At 67.7% G+C, this 17,506-nt stretch carries 14 protein-coding genes and 1 riboswitch; of the genes, 8 read left to right on the top strand and 6 right to left on the bottom strand.

Annotated features, from left to right (window positions below; genetic code table 11):
- Positions 1-131: 131 nt before the first annotated feature.
- Positions 132-1,079 carry an oxygenase MpaB family protein gene (locus tag ACWFRF_RS33525; protein ID WP_379314509.1) on the bottom strand — a complete coding sequence of 316 codons (948 nt, stop codon included), beginning with the start codon at positions 1,077-1,079 and terminating at the stop codon, positions 132-134.
- Positions 1,080-1,219: 140 nt separating this feature from the next.
- On the opposite strand from ACWFRF_RS33525, the gene ACWFRF_RS33520 reads away from it, so the two are divergent.
- Positions 1,220-1,855 (top strand): TetR/AcrR family transcriptional regulator, encoded by a 636-nt coding sequence (locus ACWFRF_RS33520; protein WP_378996980.1) that lies wholly within the window; start codon positions 1,220-1,222, stop codon positions 1,853-1,855.
- A gap of 4 nt (positions 1,856-1,859) precedes the next feature.
- On the opposite strand, the gene metX is transcribed toward ACWFRF_RS33520, so the two are convergent.
- From metX to ACWFRF_RS33505, 3 genes are all read right to left on the bottom strand, one after another.
- Positions 1,860-3,005 carry a homoserine O-acetyltransferase MetX gene (gene metX / locus ACWFRF_RS33515; RefSeq protein WP_378996978.1) on the bottom strand — a complete coding sequence of 382 codons (1,146 nt, stop codon included), beginning with the start codon at positions 3,003-3,005 and terminating at the stop codon, positions 1,860-1,862.
- Positions 3,002-4,318 carry a bifunctional o-acetylhomoserine/o-acetylserine sulfhydrylase gene (locus tag ACWFRF_RS33510; protein ID WP_449972156.1) on the bottom strand — a complete coding sequence of 439 codons (1,317 nt, stop codon included), beginning with the start codon at positions 4,316-4,318 and terminating at the stop codon, positions 3,002-3,004. Before ACWFRF_RS33510 ends, metX begins: the two co-directional genes overlap by 4 nt.
- Positions 4,319-4,400: 82 nt before the next feature.
- A riboswitch (SAM riboswitch) is annotated at positions 4,401-4,511 on the bottom strand.
- 64 nt (positions 4,512-4,575) lie between these two features.
- Positions 4,576-5,298 carry a TetR family transcriptional regulator gene (locus ACWFRF_RS33505; RefSeq protein ID WP_379314511.1) on the bottom strand — a complete coding sequence of 241 codons (723 nt, stop codon included), beginning with the start codon at positions 5,296-5,298 and terminating at the stop codon, positions 4,576-4,578.
- A 134-nt stretch (positions 5,299-5,432) separates the two neighbouring features.
- Between ACWFRF_RS33505 and ACWFRF_RS33500 the strand changes: the two genes are divergently transcribed.
- The 4 genes from ACWFRF_RS33500 (at position 5,433) to ACWFRF_RS33485 (ending at position 10,741) form a co-directional block, all read left to right on the top strand.
- Positions 5,433-6,926 carry an MFS transporter gene (locus ACWFRF_RS33500; RefSeq protein WP_378996972.1) on the top strand — a complete coding sequence of 498 codons (1,494 nt, stop codon included), beginning with the start codon at positions 5,433-5,435 and terminating at the stop codon, positions 6,924-6,926.
- A 286-nt stretch (positions 6,927-7,212) separates the two neighbouring features.
- A complete protein-coding gene (locus ACWFRF_RS33495; protein ID WP_067447965.1) occupies positions 7,213-8,430 on the top strand; it encodes an NADP-dependent isocitrate dehydrogenase in 1,218 nt (405 codons plus the stop codon).
- Positions 8,431-8,661: 231 nt separating this feature from the next.
- Positions 8,662-9,810: an MFS transporter gene (locus ACWFRF_RS33490; RefSeq protein ID WP_379315246.1), complete on the top strand. Its 1,149-nt coding sequence runs from the start codon at positions 8,662-8,664 to the stop codon at positions 9,808-9,810.
- A 40-nt stretch (positions 9,811-9,850) separates the two neighbouring features.
- Positions 9,851-10,741, top strand: coding sequence for a hypothetical protein (locus ACWFRF_RS33485; protein ID WP_379315245.1), 891 nt, complete (start codon positions 9,851-9,853; stop codon positions 10,739-10,741).
- 27 nt (positions 10,742-10,768) lie between these two features.
- Here ACWFRF_RS33485 and glpK (ACWFRF_RS33480) read toward each other — a convergent pair whose 3' ends face one another.
- Together glpK (ACWFRF_RS33480) and ACWFRF_RS33475 are read right to left on the bottom strand one after the other, a co-directional pair.
- Complete coding sequence (gene glpK / locus ACWFRF_RS33480) at positions 10,769-12,265, bottom strand: glycerol kinase GlpK (RefSeq protein WP_452454123.1); 1,497 nt, start codon at positions 12,263-12,265, stop codon at positions 10,769-10,771.
- A 91-nt stretch (positions 12,266-12,356) separates the two neighbouring features.
- The gene (locus ACWFRF_RS33475; RefSeq protein ID WP_379315243.1) at positions 12,357-13,109 is read right to left on the bottom strand and encodes an IclR family transcriptional regulator; all 753 of its coding nucleotides are present in this window, start codon (positions 13,107-13,109) and stop codon (positions 12,357-12,359) included.
- Between the two features lie 133 nt (positions 13,110-13,242).
- On the opposite strand from ACWFRF_RS33475, the gene glpK (ACWFRF_RS33470) reads away from it, so the two are divergent.
- From glpK (ACWFRF_RS33470) to ACWFRF_RS33460, 3 genes are all read left to right on the top strand, one after another.
- On the top strand, positions 13,243-14,745 hold the full coding sequence (gene glpK, locus ACWFRF_RS33470; RefSeq protein WP_452454121.1) for a glycerol kinase GlpK: 1,503 nt from the start codon (positions 13,243-13,245) through the stop codon (positions 14,743-14,745).
- Positions 14,746-14,778: 33 nt separating this feature from the next.
- A complete protein-coding gene (glpD, locus tag ACWFRF_RS33465) occupies positions 14,779-16,458 on the top strand; it encodes a glycerol-3-phosphate dehydrogenase (RefSeq protein ID WP_387448784.1) in 1,680 nt (559 codons plus the stop codon).
- Positions 16,459-16,638: 180 nt separating this feature from the next.
- Entirely contained in the window at positions 16,639-17,388 is a 750-nt protein-coding gene (locus ACWFRF_RS33460; protein WP_452454119.1) for an SDR family oxidoreductase, read from the top strand.
- Positions 17,389-17,506: the final 118 nt, after the last annotated feature.

The following is a 17,506-nucleotide window of genomic DNA, read 5'->3' as shown; positions in this document are numbered from 1 at the left end:
CGGTGGTTGGGGGTGGCCGTCACCCTGGTGGTCTCCTACTTCGTTTTCCTGCACCCCACTAACATCACCGGGGTCGAGCGCTGTACCTCCTCCGGGGGCGTCGTTCGCCGCGCCCGGTTCTGGTTCAGGGTTCAGGCGGAGGTCTTGTCCCACAGGCTGCGGGTGCCGTTGCTGCCGTAGAGCGCGCGAGCATCGCCCGGGCTGATCGTCGCCCGGGTTCGCGGTGGCGCGGTGCGCTCGTGGGCAGCCAGGATCTGTCCGGTCATCTTCGCGACGTACGGGGCAGCCATGATCAGCCCACGATTGCCGCGACGTGCGGCCGCCCAGACGATCGCCTTCCCCGGGACACGCACGGAGGCATCGACAACGCGGGGCATGTCGAATCGGCCGAGCTCGCGCATCCAGGCAGGCAGCGTCGAGATCGTCGCCAGCGACAGCACCCGACCACCGGCGGCGAACGTCATGCCTTTGCTCACCGACGGCCACAGCAGAAAGTGCATGGCCTCCACGGCCCGCTCGCTGACGCACAACTGCGGCCGGACGCGTTCGAAGTAGGCGCGCACCTCGGCCCGATTGCGCGGTACATCCGCGGGCTTACAGGTCTGCAGTTCGGCGGCGATCACGCATTCGGCCCAGTACCGGTCCTCCTCGGCGGGACTCAGCGGGCCGGGGCCGAACATCTCGTAGGCCTTGAGTACCGAATGCCACCCGGTGACATGGATCCACAGCTGGGAGTCGGGGTTGTTGGCGCTGTAGCGCTTGCCGCTGATCGGTTCGATGCCCGTCATCGGCGCGTGCACCTTCATCAGGTGTTCGGATGCCTGGGTGGCGGTGCGGCCGTCACCGAGCGCGACCAGCAGGAAGTAGGACAGCGTGTGGTCGAGGCGGGTGGCGGGATTGTCGTAGATCCCGTGTGAATCGGCGACCGCGGCGGTCAGGAACGGATCGAAGTGCTCGAGGGTGACCGCGCGCTGGAATCCGATCAGCGCGGTCGGCGCCGCCCACACCTTCCAGGTGGGGGAATCCGGCCCGAAGAAGCCGTAGTCGTCGCGACGCAGAGTCGACGCATCGAAAGCCATTGCACATGCCCCTTTGCAGTGCGAGAAACAATTGAATACAACACCACCGTAGCAATGGCTCGACGTGAATACAACGGTTGCGTAGGATTTGTACCGACAGGGTCGGCGGGTATCGTCGGCGAGCGAAAGGCAGGTGGGCGGTGACCTCGACGCAGGAGCAGCGACCTCGACGCCGCTATGCGCCGCGCCTGCCGCCGGAGCAGCGCCGCGCGCAACTTCTCGACGCCGCGTTCACGGTCCTGGGCCGGATGGAACTGCACGAGTTGAGCATGGAGGCCGTCGCGCAGGAGGCGGGCGTCGGAAAACCTGTGCTGTACACGGTGTTCAAGACCCGCGCCGAACTCGTCGAAGCGCTGCTGGAACGCGAACGGGAACGCGGACTGGATCAGATCGCCGACACGCTGCCCGAAGACCTGCTCGGCGCCGATCCGTTGGCCGCCGCCTCGGCGACCGTCGAAGCGTTCGTCGGTGTGGCACTGGCGAATCCGACCCGCTGGCGGCTGATCCTCGCCACCCCGGCGAGTGCGCCCGACGAATACCGTGCGGCGCTTCGTGCTTCGCGCGCCGAAATCTTGGAGCGCGCGGAATCGCTTGTCCGCATGGGCATCTCCGTGCTGCCGCGATGGTCGGGCATGGATGCCGGGCTACTCGCGAACTCGACCCTCACCATCGCCGAAATGCTCGGTCGACTGGGGGTCAGCGAGCCGGAAGAGTATCCGCGCGAACGACTTCAGGCCTACGTTCGCTCGATCGTCACTCTGCTGACCGGGCCCTGACGGCTCAGCGGTTCTCCCGCGCCAAGCGCATCGTCTCGGTGAGCAGCTTCGACACGGCGGCCGCCTCGGTGAGGAACCCGTCGTGCCCGTCGCGGGAGTGCACGATCTCGAGACCCGCGCAGCCCGGCAGTCCTTCGGCCAGCTCGGCCTGGGTGTGCAGGGGGTACAGGCGATCCGAGTCGACTCCGCCGACCACGCACGGCACCGCGGTGGAGGCCAGCGCGGCGGCGACGCCGCCGCGCCCGCGCCCCACGTCGTGGCGGTTCATGGCCTCGCTGAGCAGTACATAGGTGGCCGGATCGAAGCGCGAACACAGCTTGTCGGCCTGGTGCTCGAGGTAGCTCTGCACCGCGTACCGTCCACCGGTCCACGGGTCCTCGTCGCCCTGTGCCTTGTTGGCGAAGCGGTGATCGAGTTCGCCCTCGGTGCGGTAGGTCAGGTGCGCGATCCGCCGGGCCAGGCCCATGCCGGTCATCGGCGCGCGACCGGTGCCGTGATAGTCGCCGCCCTGCCAGTCGGGATCGGCCGTGATGACGGCCATCTGGGTGGTCTGGGTGCCGATCTGGTCGGCGGTGGCACGGGCGCCCACGGCCAGCACGAGCGCGGCTGAAACCCGCTCGGGCAGGCCGATGATCCACTCGAGCACCCGCATGCCGCCCATCGAGCCGCCGACGACAGCGCCGAGCCGCTCGATCCCGAGCACCTCGAACAACTGCGCTTCGGCTTTCACCTGGTCACGGATGTTCAGCTCGGGAAACCGCGCGCCCCATGGCTTTCCGTCGGAGGCGAGTGAGGACGGGCCGGTGCTGCCCTTGCAGCCGCCCAGCACGTTGGTCGCGATCACACACCACTCGTCGGTGTCGATCGGCGCGCCGGGCCCGACCATGCCCTCCCACCAGCCGGGCGCCCCGTCGGGCCCACCGACGACATGGGAGTCGCCGGTGAGCGCGTGTTCGACGAGCACCACGTTGTCCAGGGTGGGCGAGAGCTCGCCCCAGCGTTGCACCGCCAGCCGCACATCGGGGACGACGGCGCCGTTCTCCAGCGCCACATCCCCGATGGCGACCAGGCCGACGCGCCCGTCCGGCGGCGGCAGCAGGGCCACCCCGGTTCCTGGTCGGGCGATCGGCGATTCGGTGCTCACAGTCACGTCGTCGCCGCCGCGAACCCGGCCCGCAGATCGGCCAGAATGTCGTCGATTCCCTCGATGCCCACCGCGAGCCTGACCAGGCCGGGGGTGACGCCGGCCGCCAGCTGCTCTTCGGGCGTCAACTGCGAGTGCGTGGTCGACGCCGGGTGAATCACGAGTGAACGCACATCACCGATGTTAGCTACATGGCTGTGCAGGCTGAGCGCGTCCACGAACTTCTTGCCCGCGTCGACGCCGCCTGCCAGCTCGAACGCCACGATCGCGCCCGCGCCCTTGGGCGCCAGCTCCTTGGCTCGCGCGTACCAGGGCGAGGACTCGAGGCCCGCGTAGAACACCGCGTCGACGCCCGGCTGCTCGGCGACGAACTTCGCGACCGCCTCGGCATTGCTGACATGCCGTTCGACCCGCAGGCTCAGCGTCTCGATGCCCTGGGCGATGAGGAACGCGTTGAACGGCGAGACCGCGGCACCCAGATCGCGCAGCAACTGCACGCGAGCCTTCAGCGCGAACGCGGGCGCGCCCAGATCGGCGAACACCGCACCGTGGTAGCTGGGGTCGGGCTCGGTGAAGCCGGGGAAGCGCGCGTTGCCGTCGGCGTCGCGCACCGTCCAGTCGAAGGTGCCGCCGTCGACGATCACGCCCGCCACGGCCGCACCGTGCCCACCCAGGTACTTCGTCGCCGAATGCACGACGATGTCGGCGCCGTGGGCCAGCGGCTGGATCAGGTAGGGGGTCGCGACGGTGTTGTCCACGATCAGCGGAAGGCCGTTCGCGTGCGCGACACCGGCGATGCCGGGGATGTCGAACACCGCGCTGCTCGGGTTGGCGATGGTCTCGCCGTAGAACGCCTTGGTGTTCGGCTGGATCGCGGCTTCCCACTGCGCGAGGTCATCGGGATCCTCGACGAACGAGACCGTGATTCCCAGCTTGGGCAGCGAGTAGTGGAAGAGGTTGTAGGTGCCGCCGTAGAGGTGCGGGCTGGACACGATGTGGTCGCCCGCGCTCGCCAGGTTCAGGATCGCGTAGGTCTCCGCGGCCTGGCCCGAGGCCAGCAGCAGCGCCGCGACGCCACCTTCGAGCGCGGCCACGCGCTGCTCCACCGCGTCCTGGGTGGGGTTCATGATCCGGGTGTAGATGTTGCCCGGCTCGGCGAGACCGAACAGCGCGGCGGCGTGATCGGTGTCGCGGAAGGTGTAGGAAGTGGTCTGGTAGATCGGCAGCGCCCGCGCGTTGGTGCTCGCGTCGGGAGCTTGGCCCGCGTGGACCTGCTTGGTCTCGAAGGACCAGTTCTCGGGCAGGGAAGAGTCAGTCATGTCGTGCTCCAAATGGGTGTCAGCCGGGGGATCTCGTCAACTGGGTCGGATCGACTGGCAACAACACATGGGGGCCTCCTGCAGTGCGCGCTTGCTCTCGACTTTCGAGAGCCCGGTCATCACCCGGAGCACCCCACCGCAGCTGGAGGGTTGCCGACCAGCGAGCCGGGGCTTGGCGCTGGTACTCATGACCTTGCCGTCATGTTAACCGGAGATCTCCCGCGGGCGGAAACTTCCCCCGCATTTCCCGCCGAAGATCACTCGCCGGACGGTGTGCCGAAGCCTGGCGTGTCGTCCACCGGTGCGCCACAGACCTGCCGCAAGCCGTGGTAGGCGCGCAGCACGGCGTCGCGCGTGACCCGAACGGCTACCGTCGGTGACCCGCTCAGCAGTGCCTGTTCGGTATCGGCGACCGAGAGATGGCACAGCATCTGCCAGATCCCGGCCACCAGCTTCACCGTGAAGTCCTCCGGTGACGTGCCCATCCGCTGCGCGAGCTCGGTGCACACCGCGACGTTCTTCTTCTCCGCGTATTCCAGCGCGCGCGCGTTGACCGACTGGCTGGTGCGCATGATCCGCTGCATCTGCAGGAACTGACGGATGAACCGGATACCGTCCGCATCCGCCTCGGCCTGGACCACCTCCAGGTAGGCGCCGCACAGTGCCTGGAGTTCGTTGCCGGTGTTCGGCTGGGAGCGCAGCGCGACGGCGACGGAGACCCCGAAGTCGTCGATCGGGGCCAGCACGATGTCTTCCTTGAGCGCGAAGTACCGGTTGACGGTGCGTGGGGACACATCGGCACCCGCGGCGATCTGCTCGACCGTCGTCGCGTCGAACCCTTGGCTGTCGCACAGGTCGAGTCCGACCGCCACGATCGCGGCCTTGGTCTGGAGTTTCTTGCGCTCGCGCAGGCCCAGTGGCGCGCCGGCAGCCGGTTCGGTCGTCCGGTCGGCGCTGATCGGAGTGGTCGAGTCCAGCATTTGACCAGCCTACCGTGTCGGCCGCTTTATCTGTCCAACTAGGCCAATTGGCGCAGTCAGACATTTTTCTCTTGACGCCAATTGTCTCACAGTGCCAGGATTGGTCCACACTGATCGAGTGACGAGGAGTCCTGGTGACCAGCACCGAGATAGAAACGAAACATGTTGATTCCCAACAGAGTTCGATGCGGTGGTGGGCGCTGGTCGTGCTCTCCGCCGCCCAGCTGATGGTGGTGCTCGACGCCACCGTGATCACGATCGCCCTGCCCTATGCCCAGCGTGACCTGGGGATCAGCGACGGCGACAAACAGTGGGCGCTCACCGCGTACACACTCATCTTCGGCGGGCTACTGCTGCTCGGCGGGCGGATGGCCGACTACCTGGGCCGGCGCCGGATCTTCCTGGTCGGCCTGGTCGGCTTCGCCGCCGCGTCGGCGCTGGCGGGGCTCGCGCAGACCGGTCCGCAGTTGTTCGTCGGCCGAGGTCTGCAGGGTGCGTTCGCCGCGCTGCTCGCCCCCGCGGCCTTGTCGCTGTTGTCGGTGATCTTCACCGATGTGCAGGAACGGGCCCGCGCGTTCGCGGTGTTCGCCGGCATCACCGCCGGTGGCATCGCATTCGGGCTGATCGTCGGCGGCGCGCTCACCGAATTCGCGTCGTGGCGGTGGACGCTGCTGATGAACACGCCGATCGCGCTCATCGCGGTAGCCGGTGCGGTGGCGGTGATCGCGCGCGATATCCCGGTGCCCAGAACCGGCGGCTACGACCTGCCCGGCGCCGTCACCGTGACATTCGGCTTGGTGTCGATCGTCTACGGATTCAGTCGCGCCGCCGAACACGGTTGGCTGGCGGGTAGCACCCTCGGCCTGCTCGGGGCCGGCTTCGCCTTGCTCATCGCGTTCGTCTTCATCGAGGCACGCTCGGCGAACCCGCTGCTGCCACTGCGAATTCCGGGTGAGATCAATCGCGGCGGCGCTTTGCTGGCCGCGCTGCTGATCCCGATCGCGATGTTCGCCATGTTCTTGTTCCTGAGCTTCTACTACCAGAACACCCTGGGGTATTCGCCGCTGAAGGCCGGGATCGCGTTCCTGCCGTTCCCCGTGGGCATCGGGATCGCGGCGGGCATCACCAGTTCGTTGATGCCCAAGTTCGGGCCGCGTCCGCTCATGGTGGTCGGCGCGCTGCTCGGCGTCGTGGGACTGCTGTGGTTGGCACAACTGAGCTACGGCGACGGGTACGCGCTGAGCGTGCTGCCCGCGCAGCTGTTGATGGCGCTCGGGATGGGCCCGCTGTTCGTCGGGATGCAGGCCGTGGCCCTGCATCAGGTCGATGCCGAGGACTCCGGTGTCGCGAGTGCCCTGCTCAATGCCGCCCAACAGGTCGGCGGCGCCGTCGGCACCGCCCTGCTGACCACCCTGTCGGTGCAGGCCGCCGAGAACTACGTCACCGACAACCCGACCGTCGACCACCTGATCGAACGCGCCTCGATCTACAGCTATGACGTCGCGTTCTATATCGGCGCCGGCTTCTTCCTCGCCGCCGCCGTGGTGATCGCGGTGATGATCCGCGACAAGCCGGAGAACCTGATCGAAGGCGACGAACACGCGGCCGCGATACCCGTCGCGGTCTGACCTTCTCGACGAGGCCCGCGCTACGGCGCGGGCCTCTTGTTACCACTCAGTAGCCGGTCAAGGCCCGATCGGGTGATGACAGGCGGGCCGGGAGGGCTGTCCCGCACAGTGGGGCCTCCCGTCGCGGTGAGGTGGGGGACAGCAGTACGCTCGTCTTGTTTGCACCACACGTCCCGCAGACAACGCGGGGCATATACGTTGTCTGTTGGAACTGCTGGGGTCCGCTCACAAGCGTGTTCGCCTAGCCGTGCAATAAGGGCACCCACCGAGGAGGACACGAAGATCCATGTCCAAGATCAAGGTTGAAGGCACCGTTGTAGAACTCGACGGCGACGAGATGACCCGGATCATCTGGCAGTTCATCAAGGACAAGCTGATCCATCCCTATCTCGACGTGAACCTCGAGTACTACGACCTCGGCATCGAGTACCGCGACAAGACAGACGACCAGGTCACCGTCGACGCGGCCAATGCCATCAAGAAGTACGGCGTCGGCGTGAAATGCGCCACCATCACCCCCGACGAAGCGCGGGTGAAAGAGTTCGGCCTCAAGAAGATGTGGCGCTCGCCCAACGGCACCATCCGTAACATTCTGGGTGGCACCATCTTCCGCGCGCCGATCATCATCTCCAACGTGCCCCGGCTGGTGCCCGGCTGGACCAAGCCGATCATCATCGGCCGTCACGCCTTCGGCGACCAGTACCGCGCCACCGACTTCAAGGTCTACGAGGCGGGCACCGTCACGCTGACCTTCACCCCGGAAGACGGCAGCGAGCCGATCATCCACGAGGTCGTGAAGATGCCCGAGGACGGCGGCGTCGTCATGGGTATGTACAACTTCAAGAAGTCCATCGAGGACTTCGCGCGGGCCTCGTTCAACTACGGCCTGCAGCAGAACTACCCGGTGTACCTCTCCACGAAGAACACCATCCTCAAGGCTTACGACGGCATGTTCAAAGACACCTTCCAGGAAGTCTTCGACGCCGAGTTCAAGGCCGAGTTCGACGCGGCGGGCCTCACCTACGAGCACCGCCTGATCGACGACATGGTCGCCTCCTCCATGAAATGGGAGGGCGGCTACGTCTGGGCCTGCAAGAACTACGACGGCGACGTGCAGTCCGACACCGTGGCCCAGGGCTTCGGCTCGCTCGGCCTGATGACCTCGGTGCTGCTCACCCCGGACGGCAAGACCTGTGAGGCCGAGGCCGCGCACGGCACGGTCACCCGGCACTACCGTCAGCACCAGCAGGGCAAGCCCACCTCGACCAACCCGATCGCGTCGATCTTCGCCTGGACCCGTGGCCTCGAACACCGCGGCAAGCTGGACAACACCCCCGAGGTGATCGGCTTCGCGCAGGCGCTCGAGGACGTGGTCATCAAGACCGTCGAGGGTGGTCAGATGACGAAGGACCTCGCCGCGCTCGTCGGCGGCGACCAGGGTTACCTGAGCACCGAGGAATTCCTCGGCGCGCTGGACGTCAACCTGGCTCGCGCTCTGAAGTGAGATAGCCCCGGTTCGCAACCGCGAACCTGCACGGCTGTGAGAAAGCGCTCGCATCGAATCCGATGCGAGCGCTTTTGCGTCCGTACCCGGCGGTTGTTCCCACGGTGGGGTAACTCACGCTCGTTTCGGGTAGCTAATGGGTAGTCGTGCCCGTTGCATGGAAGCGTGACTTCTTCCATCGCAGCCCCCGATCGCCTCGACGTGCCACGCACCAGCTGGCATGTCCCGGCGATGCTCGCGTTGGCGCTGGGTGGATTCGGGATCGGGACCACCGAGTTCGTGACCATGGGGTTGCTGCCCGATATCGCGCGGGCCTTCGATATCTCCGAGCCGTCGGCCGGGCACGCGGTGTCGGCGTACGCGCTGGGGGTCGTGGTCGGTGCGCCGCTGATCGCCGCGTTGTGCGCGCGGGTGGCGCGCAAGAAGTTGCTGATCGTGTTGATGGTCGCGTTCACGCTCGGCAATATCGGGACCGTGCTCGCGCCGACCTTCGGCACGCTCGTGCTCGCGCGGTTCGTGTCCGGTCTGCCGCACGGCGCGTACTTCGGCGTCGCCTCGCTGGCCGCCGCCACGCTCGCGCCCGTGGGGCAGCGAGCCAAGGCCGTGGCCGCGGTGATGCTCGGGCTCAGCGTGGCGAATGTGATCGGGGTGCCCGGCGCGACCTGGCTCGGTCAGCACCTGGGCTGGCGTGACGCCTATGTGGTCGTCGCCGTGATCGGCGTGGCCACGGTGGCCGCTCTGTGGCGCTATGTCCCCGCGCTGACCAGCATGAAGATCACCAACCCGATAACCGAACTCGGGGCGCTGCGACGCCCGCAGGTGCTGCTCACCCTGGCTGTGGGCGCGATCGGCTTCGGCGGCATGTTCGCGGTCTACACCTACATCGCCACCACGATGACCGATGTCGCGGGCATGCCCATCGGCGCGGTGCCGATCGTGCTGGCGCTGTTCGGTCTCGGCATGATCGTGGGCAATATCGGCGGCGGCATCCTCGCCGACCGCGGCGTCGACCGCTCGATCTTCGTGGCCATGATCGCGATGGTCGTGATCCTGGCCGGGTTCGTCCTGGCGGCGCACAACCCCGTCACCGCCGCGATCGGCGCCTTCCTCGTCGGCGCCTCGGGCGCGGCCCTGGCCCCCGGCCTCCAAACCCGCCTCATGGACGTAGCCGCCGACGCCCAAACCCTCGCCGCCGCCCTCAACCACGCCGCCTTGAACATGGCCAACGCCGCGGGCGCCTGGCTCGGCGGCCTCGTCATCGCCGCGGGCCTCGGCTACACCGCCCCCGCCATGGTCGGCGCGCTCCTGGCCGTCGCCGGTGTCCTCCTGTTCACCCTCACGGTTTTCCTGCAACGCCGGTCGGCGCATAACACGCCGTAACCGATTGGTGCCCTTGCGTACTTCGTCATACGTTGCCCACATGCCGAGCCACCTGCACGAGGGTTTGCTTGACCTGTTCCGCACGGATCTCTTGCTGGCTCCGTCTCTGCTGGCTGAGGAGTTCAGGATCCCGCTGCCCGGCTTGTCGCAGATGCGGGCTGAGCCGTGCGACTTCACTGACGTCGGACCCAAGGAGTTCCGCGGTGACTTGGCCCTCAGCACCCACGACGATCGGGACATCCCGGTACTCGGTGTGTGCGTCGAGGTGCAGTTGTCCAAGGCGGACGTGCGTCGCTGGAAATGGCCGGTCTACCTGACCACCCTGCGATCGCGGCTGTGTTGCCCGGTAGTGCTGTTGGTGGTGACGCCCAGCAGAGCAGTCGCGAAGTGGGCCGAGCAGCCGATCGAGCTCGATACGGTCGGATCGGTCATCCAACCGCTGGTGCTGGGCCCGGACCGTTTCCCTGTCGTCACCGATCCGGTCGAGGCCGGAAAGTGCCCCGAGCGCGCGACGCTGTCGGCGATCGCCCACGGCGCAGGTCCGCATATGGAGGAAGTCCTTGCCGCGTTCCTGGCCGGGCTGATGAAAACCGACGATGAACATGCCAAAATGTATCTTGATCTGGTCGACGACGCGTTGACCGTCGCAGCAAGCCGACGCTTGGAGGAACTGATGGAGAGCACGCCTCAATATCGCGGCCGCATCGCTACCAAGTACATGGCGAAGGGGCGCGAGGAGGGGCTCGCGGAGGTGGACGCGAAGGTCGCCGAGACTGCTGCGCACGCGGTGCTCACCGTGCTGACTGCCCGCGGGCTCGAGCTGTCCGCCGCGCAGCGGGCGCAGCTCGCCGCGTGTACCGACCTCGACCAGCTCGACGCGTGGTTGACGCAGGCGGTCACCGCCACTCGTACCGACGAACTCTTCGGCTGACGCGCGAGTTGTCTCTACCTCGGCGGTTCAGTCGGCGGGCCGGGCCCAGCCGACGCTGAGTTGGACGGCTCGTTGCCAGCGTTCGTATTCTTCCTCGCGTATTCGACGGTCCGGCGACGGTATCCATTGGGCGGCGACCTTCCAATTGCGGCGTAGGCCTTGGAGATCGGGCCAGTAGCCGACGGCCAGGCCCGCCGCGTAGGCGGCGCCGAGGGAGACGGTTTCGGTGACCAGCGGGCGCATGACCGGCGTGTCGAGGACGTCGGCGATGATCTGCATGAGCAGGTTGTTGGAGGCCATGCCGCCTGCTACCCGCAGGGACTTCGCCTGGAGACCCGCGTCGGCGTTCATGGCTTCGACCACGTCGCGGGTCTGCCAGGCGGTGGCCTCCAGGACGGCGCGGGCCAGGTGGCCCTTGGTGACGTAGGAGGTCAGGCCGATGAGCAGGCCTCGGGCGTCGCTGCGCCAGTGCGGGGCGTAGAGGCCGGAGAAGGCGGGGACCAGGTAGCAGCCGCCGTTGTCGTCGACTGTGCTTGCGAGAGTTTCGATCTCGGGTGCGGTGGCAATCAGGCCGACGATGTCGCGCAGCCACTGGACGAGAGATCCGGTGACCGCGATCGGCCCTTCGAGGGCGTAGACCGGTTCGGGGCCGACCTGGTAGCCGATGGTGGTGAGCAGGCCGTGCCGGGAGCGGATCAATTCGGTGCCGGTGTTCATCATGAGGAAGCCGCCGGTGCCGTAGGTGCATTCGGTTTCGCCCGGGGCGAAGCAGGTCTGGCCGAACAGGGCCGCGTGCTGGTCGCCGAGGGCGGCGCCGATCCGCACGCCGGGGACGACGGTACTCGCCGTGCCGAAATCGCCGGTCGACGGTTCGATGCGGGGGAGCATGGCGGGCGGAATGTCGAAGAACCGCAGCAGTTCCGCGTCCCACTGGCGGGTGGCGAGATTCATCAACAGGGTGCGGCCGGCGTTGGTGACGTCGGTGACGTGCTCGGCGCCGCCGGTCAGATTCCAGATGAGCCAGGACTCCATGGTCCCGAAGAGAACGTCGCCGCGTTCGGCTCTGGCGCGCAGACCGTCGACATTGTCGAGTAGCCAGCGCAGGCGAGGTGCGGCGAAATACGTGGCAAGGGGAAGCCCGCTCAACTCGGTAATGCGGTGTGCTCCAGGAAATTCCCTCATCTGATCGACCAGCTCTTCGGTGCGTACGTCCTGCCAGACGATGGCCAGCCGAACCGGCAAACCGGTGTGCCGATCCCAGACAACGGTGGTCTCGCGCTGATTGGCGATCCCGATCGCGGCCACCTGCTCGACAGTGATCCCGGCATCGCGCAGCGCCGCGGGCACGATCCGCTCCACCGTCCGCCAGATCTCGAGCGCGTCCTGTTCCACCCAGCCCGACCTGGGATAATGCTGACGGTGGGTCCGCTGCACCATTCCGGCCAGCCGGGCGTGCTGATCGAAGACGATGCACCGGCTCGAGGTGGTGCCCTGATCGATGGCGAGCACGAAGCGTTGCGTCATCGGCAGCTGCTTTCGTCGGCGGTGCGGGGTGTCACGGTAGCGGCGCGCCTGTTCACGGGGGCTGTCGCAGCGAAAAGCGTGGTGGCACAGTTCATTGCGCTGCCGTCAGATCGCGGTGCACCGCGAGAGCGGCGGCGCGCACCTGCTCGATCGCGGCCTGTCGGGTTTGTAAACGGTTGTCGCACAGCCGATCCATCGGCCCGGTGATGCCGATGGCAGCGACGACGAGGCCACCTCTGGCTCGAATCGGCGCGGCGATCCCCGCTTCGCCCGAGCGGTACTCCTCGACTTCGTCTGCCCAGCCCCGCCGCCGCACCTCGGTGATCGCGCGGTCGAGTCGGTCGCGTTCGGTGATCGTCCGCCGGGTGAATGCCTGGAGCGCCGCGACTTTCGCCGCGGCGTCGTAGGCGAGCAGGACCTTGCCGAGTGCGGTCGCATGGGCGGGCAGCACCTCGCCGACTGCCAGGGCCTGCTCGCTGTTGTCGGGCCGGAAGACGTGGTGGATCACCGTGATCCCGGTATCCCGCGCTACCGCGATCCGTACCGATTCCCCGGAGCGCGAGGCGAGGGCGTCGGCCCGATGGATCGCCCGCGAGCGCAACTCGTTCACGTCGAGCCGATCGGTTCCGAGTTCGCCGATCGCGGGGCCGAGCAGGTACTTGCCGGTGAGCGCGTCCTGGCCGACGAATCCGACCCCGAGCAGCGTCCGCAGGATGCCGTGCGCGGTGGGCTTGGCCAGGTCGAGCGCGGCCGCGATCTCGCCGACGCCCAGCGGCCCCGGTCCGCGCGCCAGCAGCCGCAGCACGGCGGCGGCGCGTTCGATCGACTGAATCGGGCCGGGCATGGGCCCGAACCTACCACCGTTCAGCATTGTCGAACGCTGCTTGTGGTGCCCGCGTCCGCGCGTTCCTAGCGTGGGCTTCGGGCACAGGTGCCCGAACGGCGGACTCGACGACGAGGTCCGGGAAGGCGAGAAAATGAACCGGTACGTGGGCGCGATCGACCAGGGCACGACGTCGACGCGATTCATGGTTTTCGACCACAGGGGCACCGTGGTCGCCCGCCACCAGCTCGAACACTCGCAGATCATGCCGCGCCCCGGCTGGGTCGAACACAATCCGGACGAGATCTGGGAACGCACCCGCACCGTCGTCAAGACCGCCCTCTCGCTCGCCGACCTCACGGCCGACGACCTCGCCGCCATCGGCGTCACCAACCAGCGTGAGACCACCGTTGTCTGGAACCGCCACACCGGCCGCCCCTACGGCAACGCCATCGTCTGGCAGGACACCCGCACCGACCGCATCATCGCCGACCTCGACGCCGCCGGGCACAGCGCGCTCATCCGGGAGAAGACCGGCCTGCCGCCCGCGCCGTACTTCTCCGGCGGCAAGCTGAAGTGGATTCTGGACAACATCGCGGGCGTGCGCGCCGATGCCGAGCGTGGTGACGCCCTGTTCGGCACCCTCGACAGCTGGCTGATCTGGAACCTCACCGGCGGCGTGCACGTCACCGACCCCACCAATGCCTCGCGCACCATGCTGATGGATCTCGAAACCCTCGACTGGGACGACGACCTCCTCGCGATCTTCGGCATCCCGCGCGCCATGCTGCCCACCATCGCGCCGTCGGCGAATCCGCGACTGTTCGGGACGACGAAGCCCGACGGCCCGTTCAAAGGCTCGGTGCCCATCGCGGGCGTGCTCGGCGATCAGCAGGCCGCGGGCGTCGGGCAGGTGTGTTTCCAGCCCGGTGAGGCCAAGAACACCTATGGCACAGGCAATTTCCTGATGCTCAACACCGGCACGGAGATCGTGCGCTCGAACCACGGGTTGATCACCACGGTCGCGTATCAGTTCGGCGACGACAAGCCCGCCTACGCGCTGGAGGGGTCGATCGCGGTCACCGGGTCGGCCGTGCAGTGGTTGCGCGACCAGATGGGCATCATCGCGGGCGCGGCGCAGATCGAAGACCTCGCCGGGCAGGTGGCCGACTCCGGCGGCGTGTACTTCGTGCCTGCCTTCTCCGGTCTGTTCGCGCCGTACTGGCGACCCGATGCCCGCGGCGCGGTCGTCGGGCTGTCGCGCTACAGCAACAACGCCCACTTGGCCAGGGCCACCCTGGAATCCATCGCCTACCAGACCCGCGACGTGGTCGAGGCCATGCAACGCGACGCCGGGGTCCGACTGGCGACGCTGCGGGTGGACGGCGGCGTCACGGTGAACCAGCTGGCCATGCAGATCCAGGCCGACCTGCTCGGCGTCCCGGTCTCGCGACCGGTCGTCGCCGAGACCACCGCGCTCGGCGCCGCCTACGCCGCCGGACTGGCCGTCGGTTTCTGGAGCGGCACCGGCGAACTGCTCGACAACTGGTCCGAAGACGTCCGCTGGTACCCCACCTGGTCCGCGGAGCAACGCGAACACGGCTACCGCCGCTGGCTCAAAGCCGTCGAGCGCACGCTCGACTGGGCCGAAATCTGAGTCACCCCCGATACTTTCGAGAAGGAGATCATCGTGTCTGTGCAACTGGACCCCACCTACCGTGAGCAGGCTGTCGGCACGCTCGACACCGCCGAGGTCGATGTCCTGGTCATCGGCGGTGGCGTGACCGGCGCCGGCGCCGCGCTCGACGCCGCCTCGCGCGGCCTGTCGGTAACCCTGGTCGAGGCACGCGATTTCGCCGCAGGCACCTCGAGCCGTTCGTCCAAGCTCATCCACGGCGGCCTGCGCTACCTGGAACAGATGGACTTCGCGTTGGTGCGCGAGGCGCTCAAAGAACGTGGACTACTGCTGAATACGCTCGCACCGCACCTGGTGCACCCGGTGCCGTTCCTGTTCCCGCTCCAGCACCGGGTGTGGGAGCGCGCCTACATCGGCGCCGGTATCGCCCTCTACGACACCCTCGGTGGCGCGCGCACGGTCCCGATGCACAAGCACCTGACCCGTTCCGGCGCACTGGAACTCGCGCCCGCGCTACGTGACGACGCGCTGACCGGCGCCATCCGCTACTACGACGCGCAGGTCGACGACGCCCGTCACACGATGATGATCGCCAGGACCGCCGCCGAGAACGGCGCCACGGTGCTGACCCGGACCAAGGTGATCGGGCTGGAACGCGACGGCGAGAAGGTCGTCGGCGCGCGTGTCGAAGACCTGGAAACCGGTCTGACACACACCATTCGGGCCCGCACCGTGATCAGCGCGACCGGCGTCTGGACCGACGACATGATCAAGATGACCGGCGTGGACTTCCCGTTCCACGTCCAGATGTCGAAGGGCGTGCACATCCTCGTGCCGCGCGACCGGCTGAACCTGCACACCGGCATGATCATGCGCACCGAGAAGTCGGTCCTGTTCGTCATCCCGTGGGCCGAACACTGGATCATCGGCACCACCGATACCGAATGGGCGCTGGACAAGAACCACCCGACGGCCACCGCCGCTGACGTGCAGTACATCCTCGACCACGTCAACGCGCTGCTGCGGGAGCCGCTGACCAGGGCCGACATCGTCGGCACCTACGCGGGCCTTCGCCCGCTGATGACCGGCGCCACGAAGGAGACCGCCAAGCTCTCGCGCGAACACGCCGTCGCCGAACCCGCGCCGGGCCTGTTCGTGATCGCGGGCGGCAAGTACACGACCTACCGGGTGATGGCCGCCGATGTCGTCGACGCCGCCGCCGCGCGCCTGGGCGGGGAGATCCCCGCCTCGGCGACCGCGCAGTTGCCCATCGTCGGCGCGGCGGGCTACTTCGACATGCTCGCCGAGGTGACCGACCTGTCGGTGTCACAGCGGTTGCCCGTCGACGTGGTGCAACACCTGCTCGGCCGCTACGGCTCCCTGAGCACCGATATCTTCGGCCTCATCGCCGCGGACGCCGCCCTGCGCCACCCGCTTCCGGGCGCCTCGGACTACATCGCCGCCGAGATCGTCTACGCCGTCACCCACGAGGGCGCCCTGCACCTCGACGACATCCTCACCCGCCGCACCCGCATCTCGATCGAGGTCCCCGATCGCGGCCTGGCCGCCGCACCGGAAGTCGCCCGCCTGATCGCACCGCTGCTCGGCTGGAACGAGGAGACCACCAACGCCGAGATCAACCGCTACTACGACCGGGTCCACGCGGAGCTGGCCGCCAACGAAGCGGGCGACGACGCCGCCGCCAACGCCGCCAGACTGGTCGCAGCCCGCTGAACTCCGCCGACAGCACCGGCGGCATCGCAGCCCTCGCACACGCGAAGGAGTGGGTCACCGCGGTGCTGTGGCGCATCGGCCAGGCGAACGTAGTCGCCGATCCTCGACCTCCGTGCCGCGTGGTGGCTAGCGTGGGCACATGGAATCGCGAATCAACCCCCGACGAACCCCGGCGCTGTCGTGAGCCGGGGCACCATCCTGATCACCGGCGCCAGCTCCGGGCTCGGCGCCGAGATGGCGCGCCAGTTCGCCGCGCTCGGGTACGACCTGGGCCTGTGTGCTCGCCGCACCGAGCGTCTCGACGAACTGCGCACGCAGATCCTCGCCGAACATCCCGAACGCGTCGTCTCGGTGAAGCAACTCGATGTCACCGACGATGCGGCGGTGTTCACCGTCTTCGACGAGTTCGCCGAGGAATTCGGCACCGTCGACCGTGTGATCGTCAACGCGGGACTGGGTAAGGGCGCGCCGTTGGGCACCGGCCATCACAAGGCCAATCGCGAGACCGCGGTGGTGAATTTCCTTGCCGCCCTGGCCCAGAGCGAGGCGGCGCTGAAGATCTTCCGCGCGCAGGGCCGCGGCCACCTGGTGATGATCTCCTCGATCTCGGGCCTGCGCGGCATGCCCAAGACGCTCACCACCTACGCGGCGACCAAAGCGGGCGTCGCGGCGCTGGCCGAAGGGGTTCGCGCGGAGGCGATTGCGGGCGTGGACGTCTCGGTGATCTACCCCGGCTACATCCGCTCGGAGATGAACGATCGCGTCAAGCATCAGCCGAAGTTCATGGTGGACACCGAAACCGGCGTGCACGCCATGGTCGCCGCGATCGAGAAGCGCCGGACCAATGCCTACGTGCCCGGCTGGCCATGGGTGCCACTGGGCTTCGCGCTGCGCGTCCTGCCGCTACCGGTTGTCCGAAGATTGATCTGAAACCAGCCCCGCACCCCCGACCTCGAGGAGGGGCCGCCGCGCAGCGGCGGTTCGCGGCCGTCCCGTCGATCAGGTGCCGTTGCGTAGGCGACGAAGGAGCAAGCAACGGTGCCTGATC

This window comes from Nocardia sp. NPDC055165 (assembly GCF_053606985.1).
Note: the sequence above shows the minus strand (reverse complement) of the source record. Positions and strands in the feature narration are given on the sequence as shown.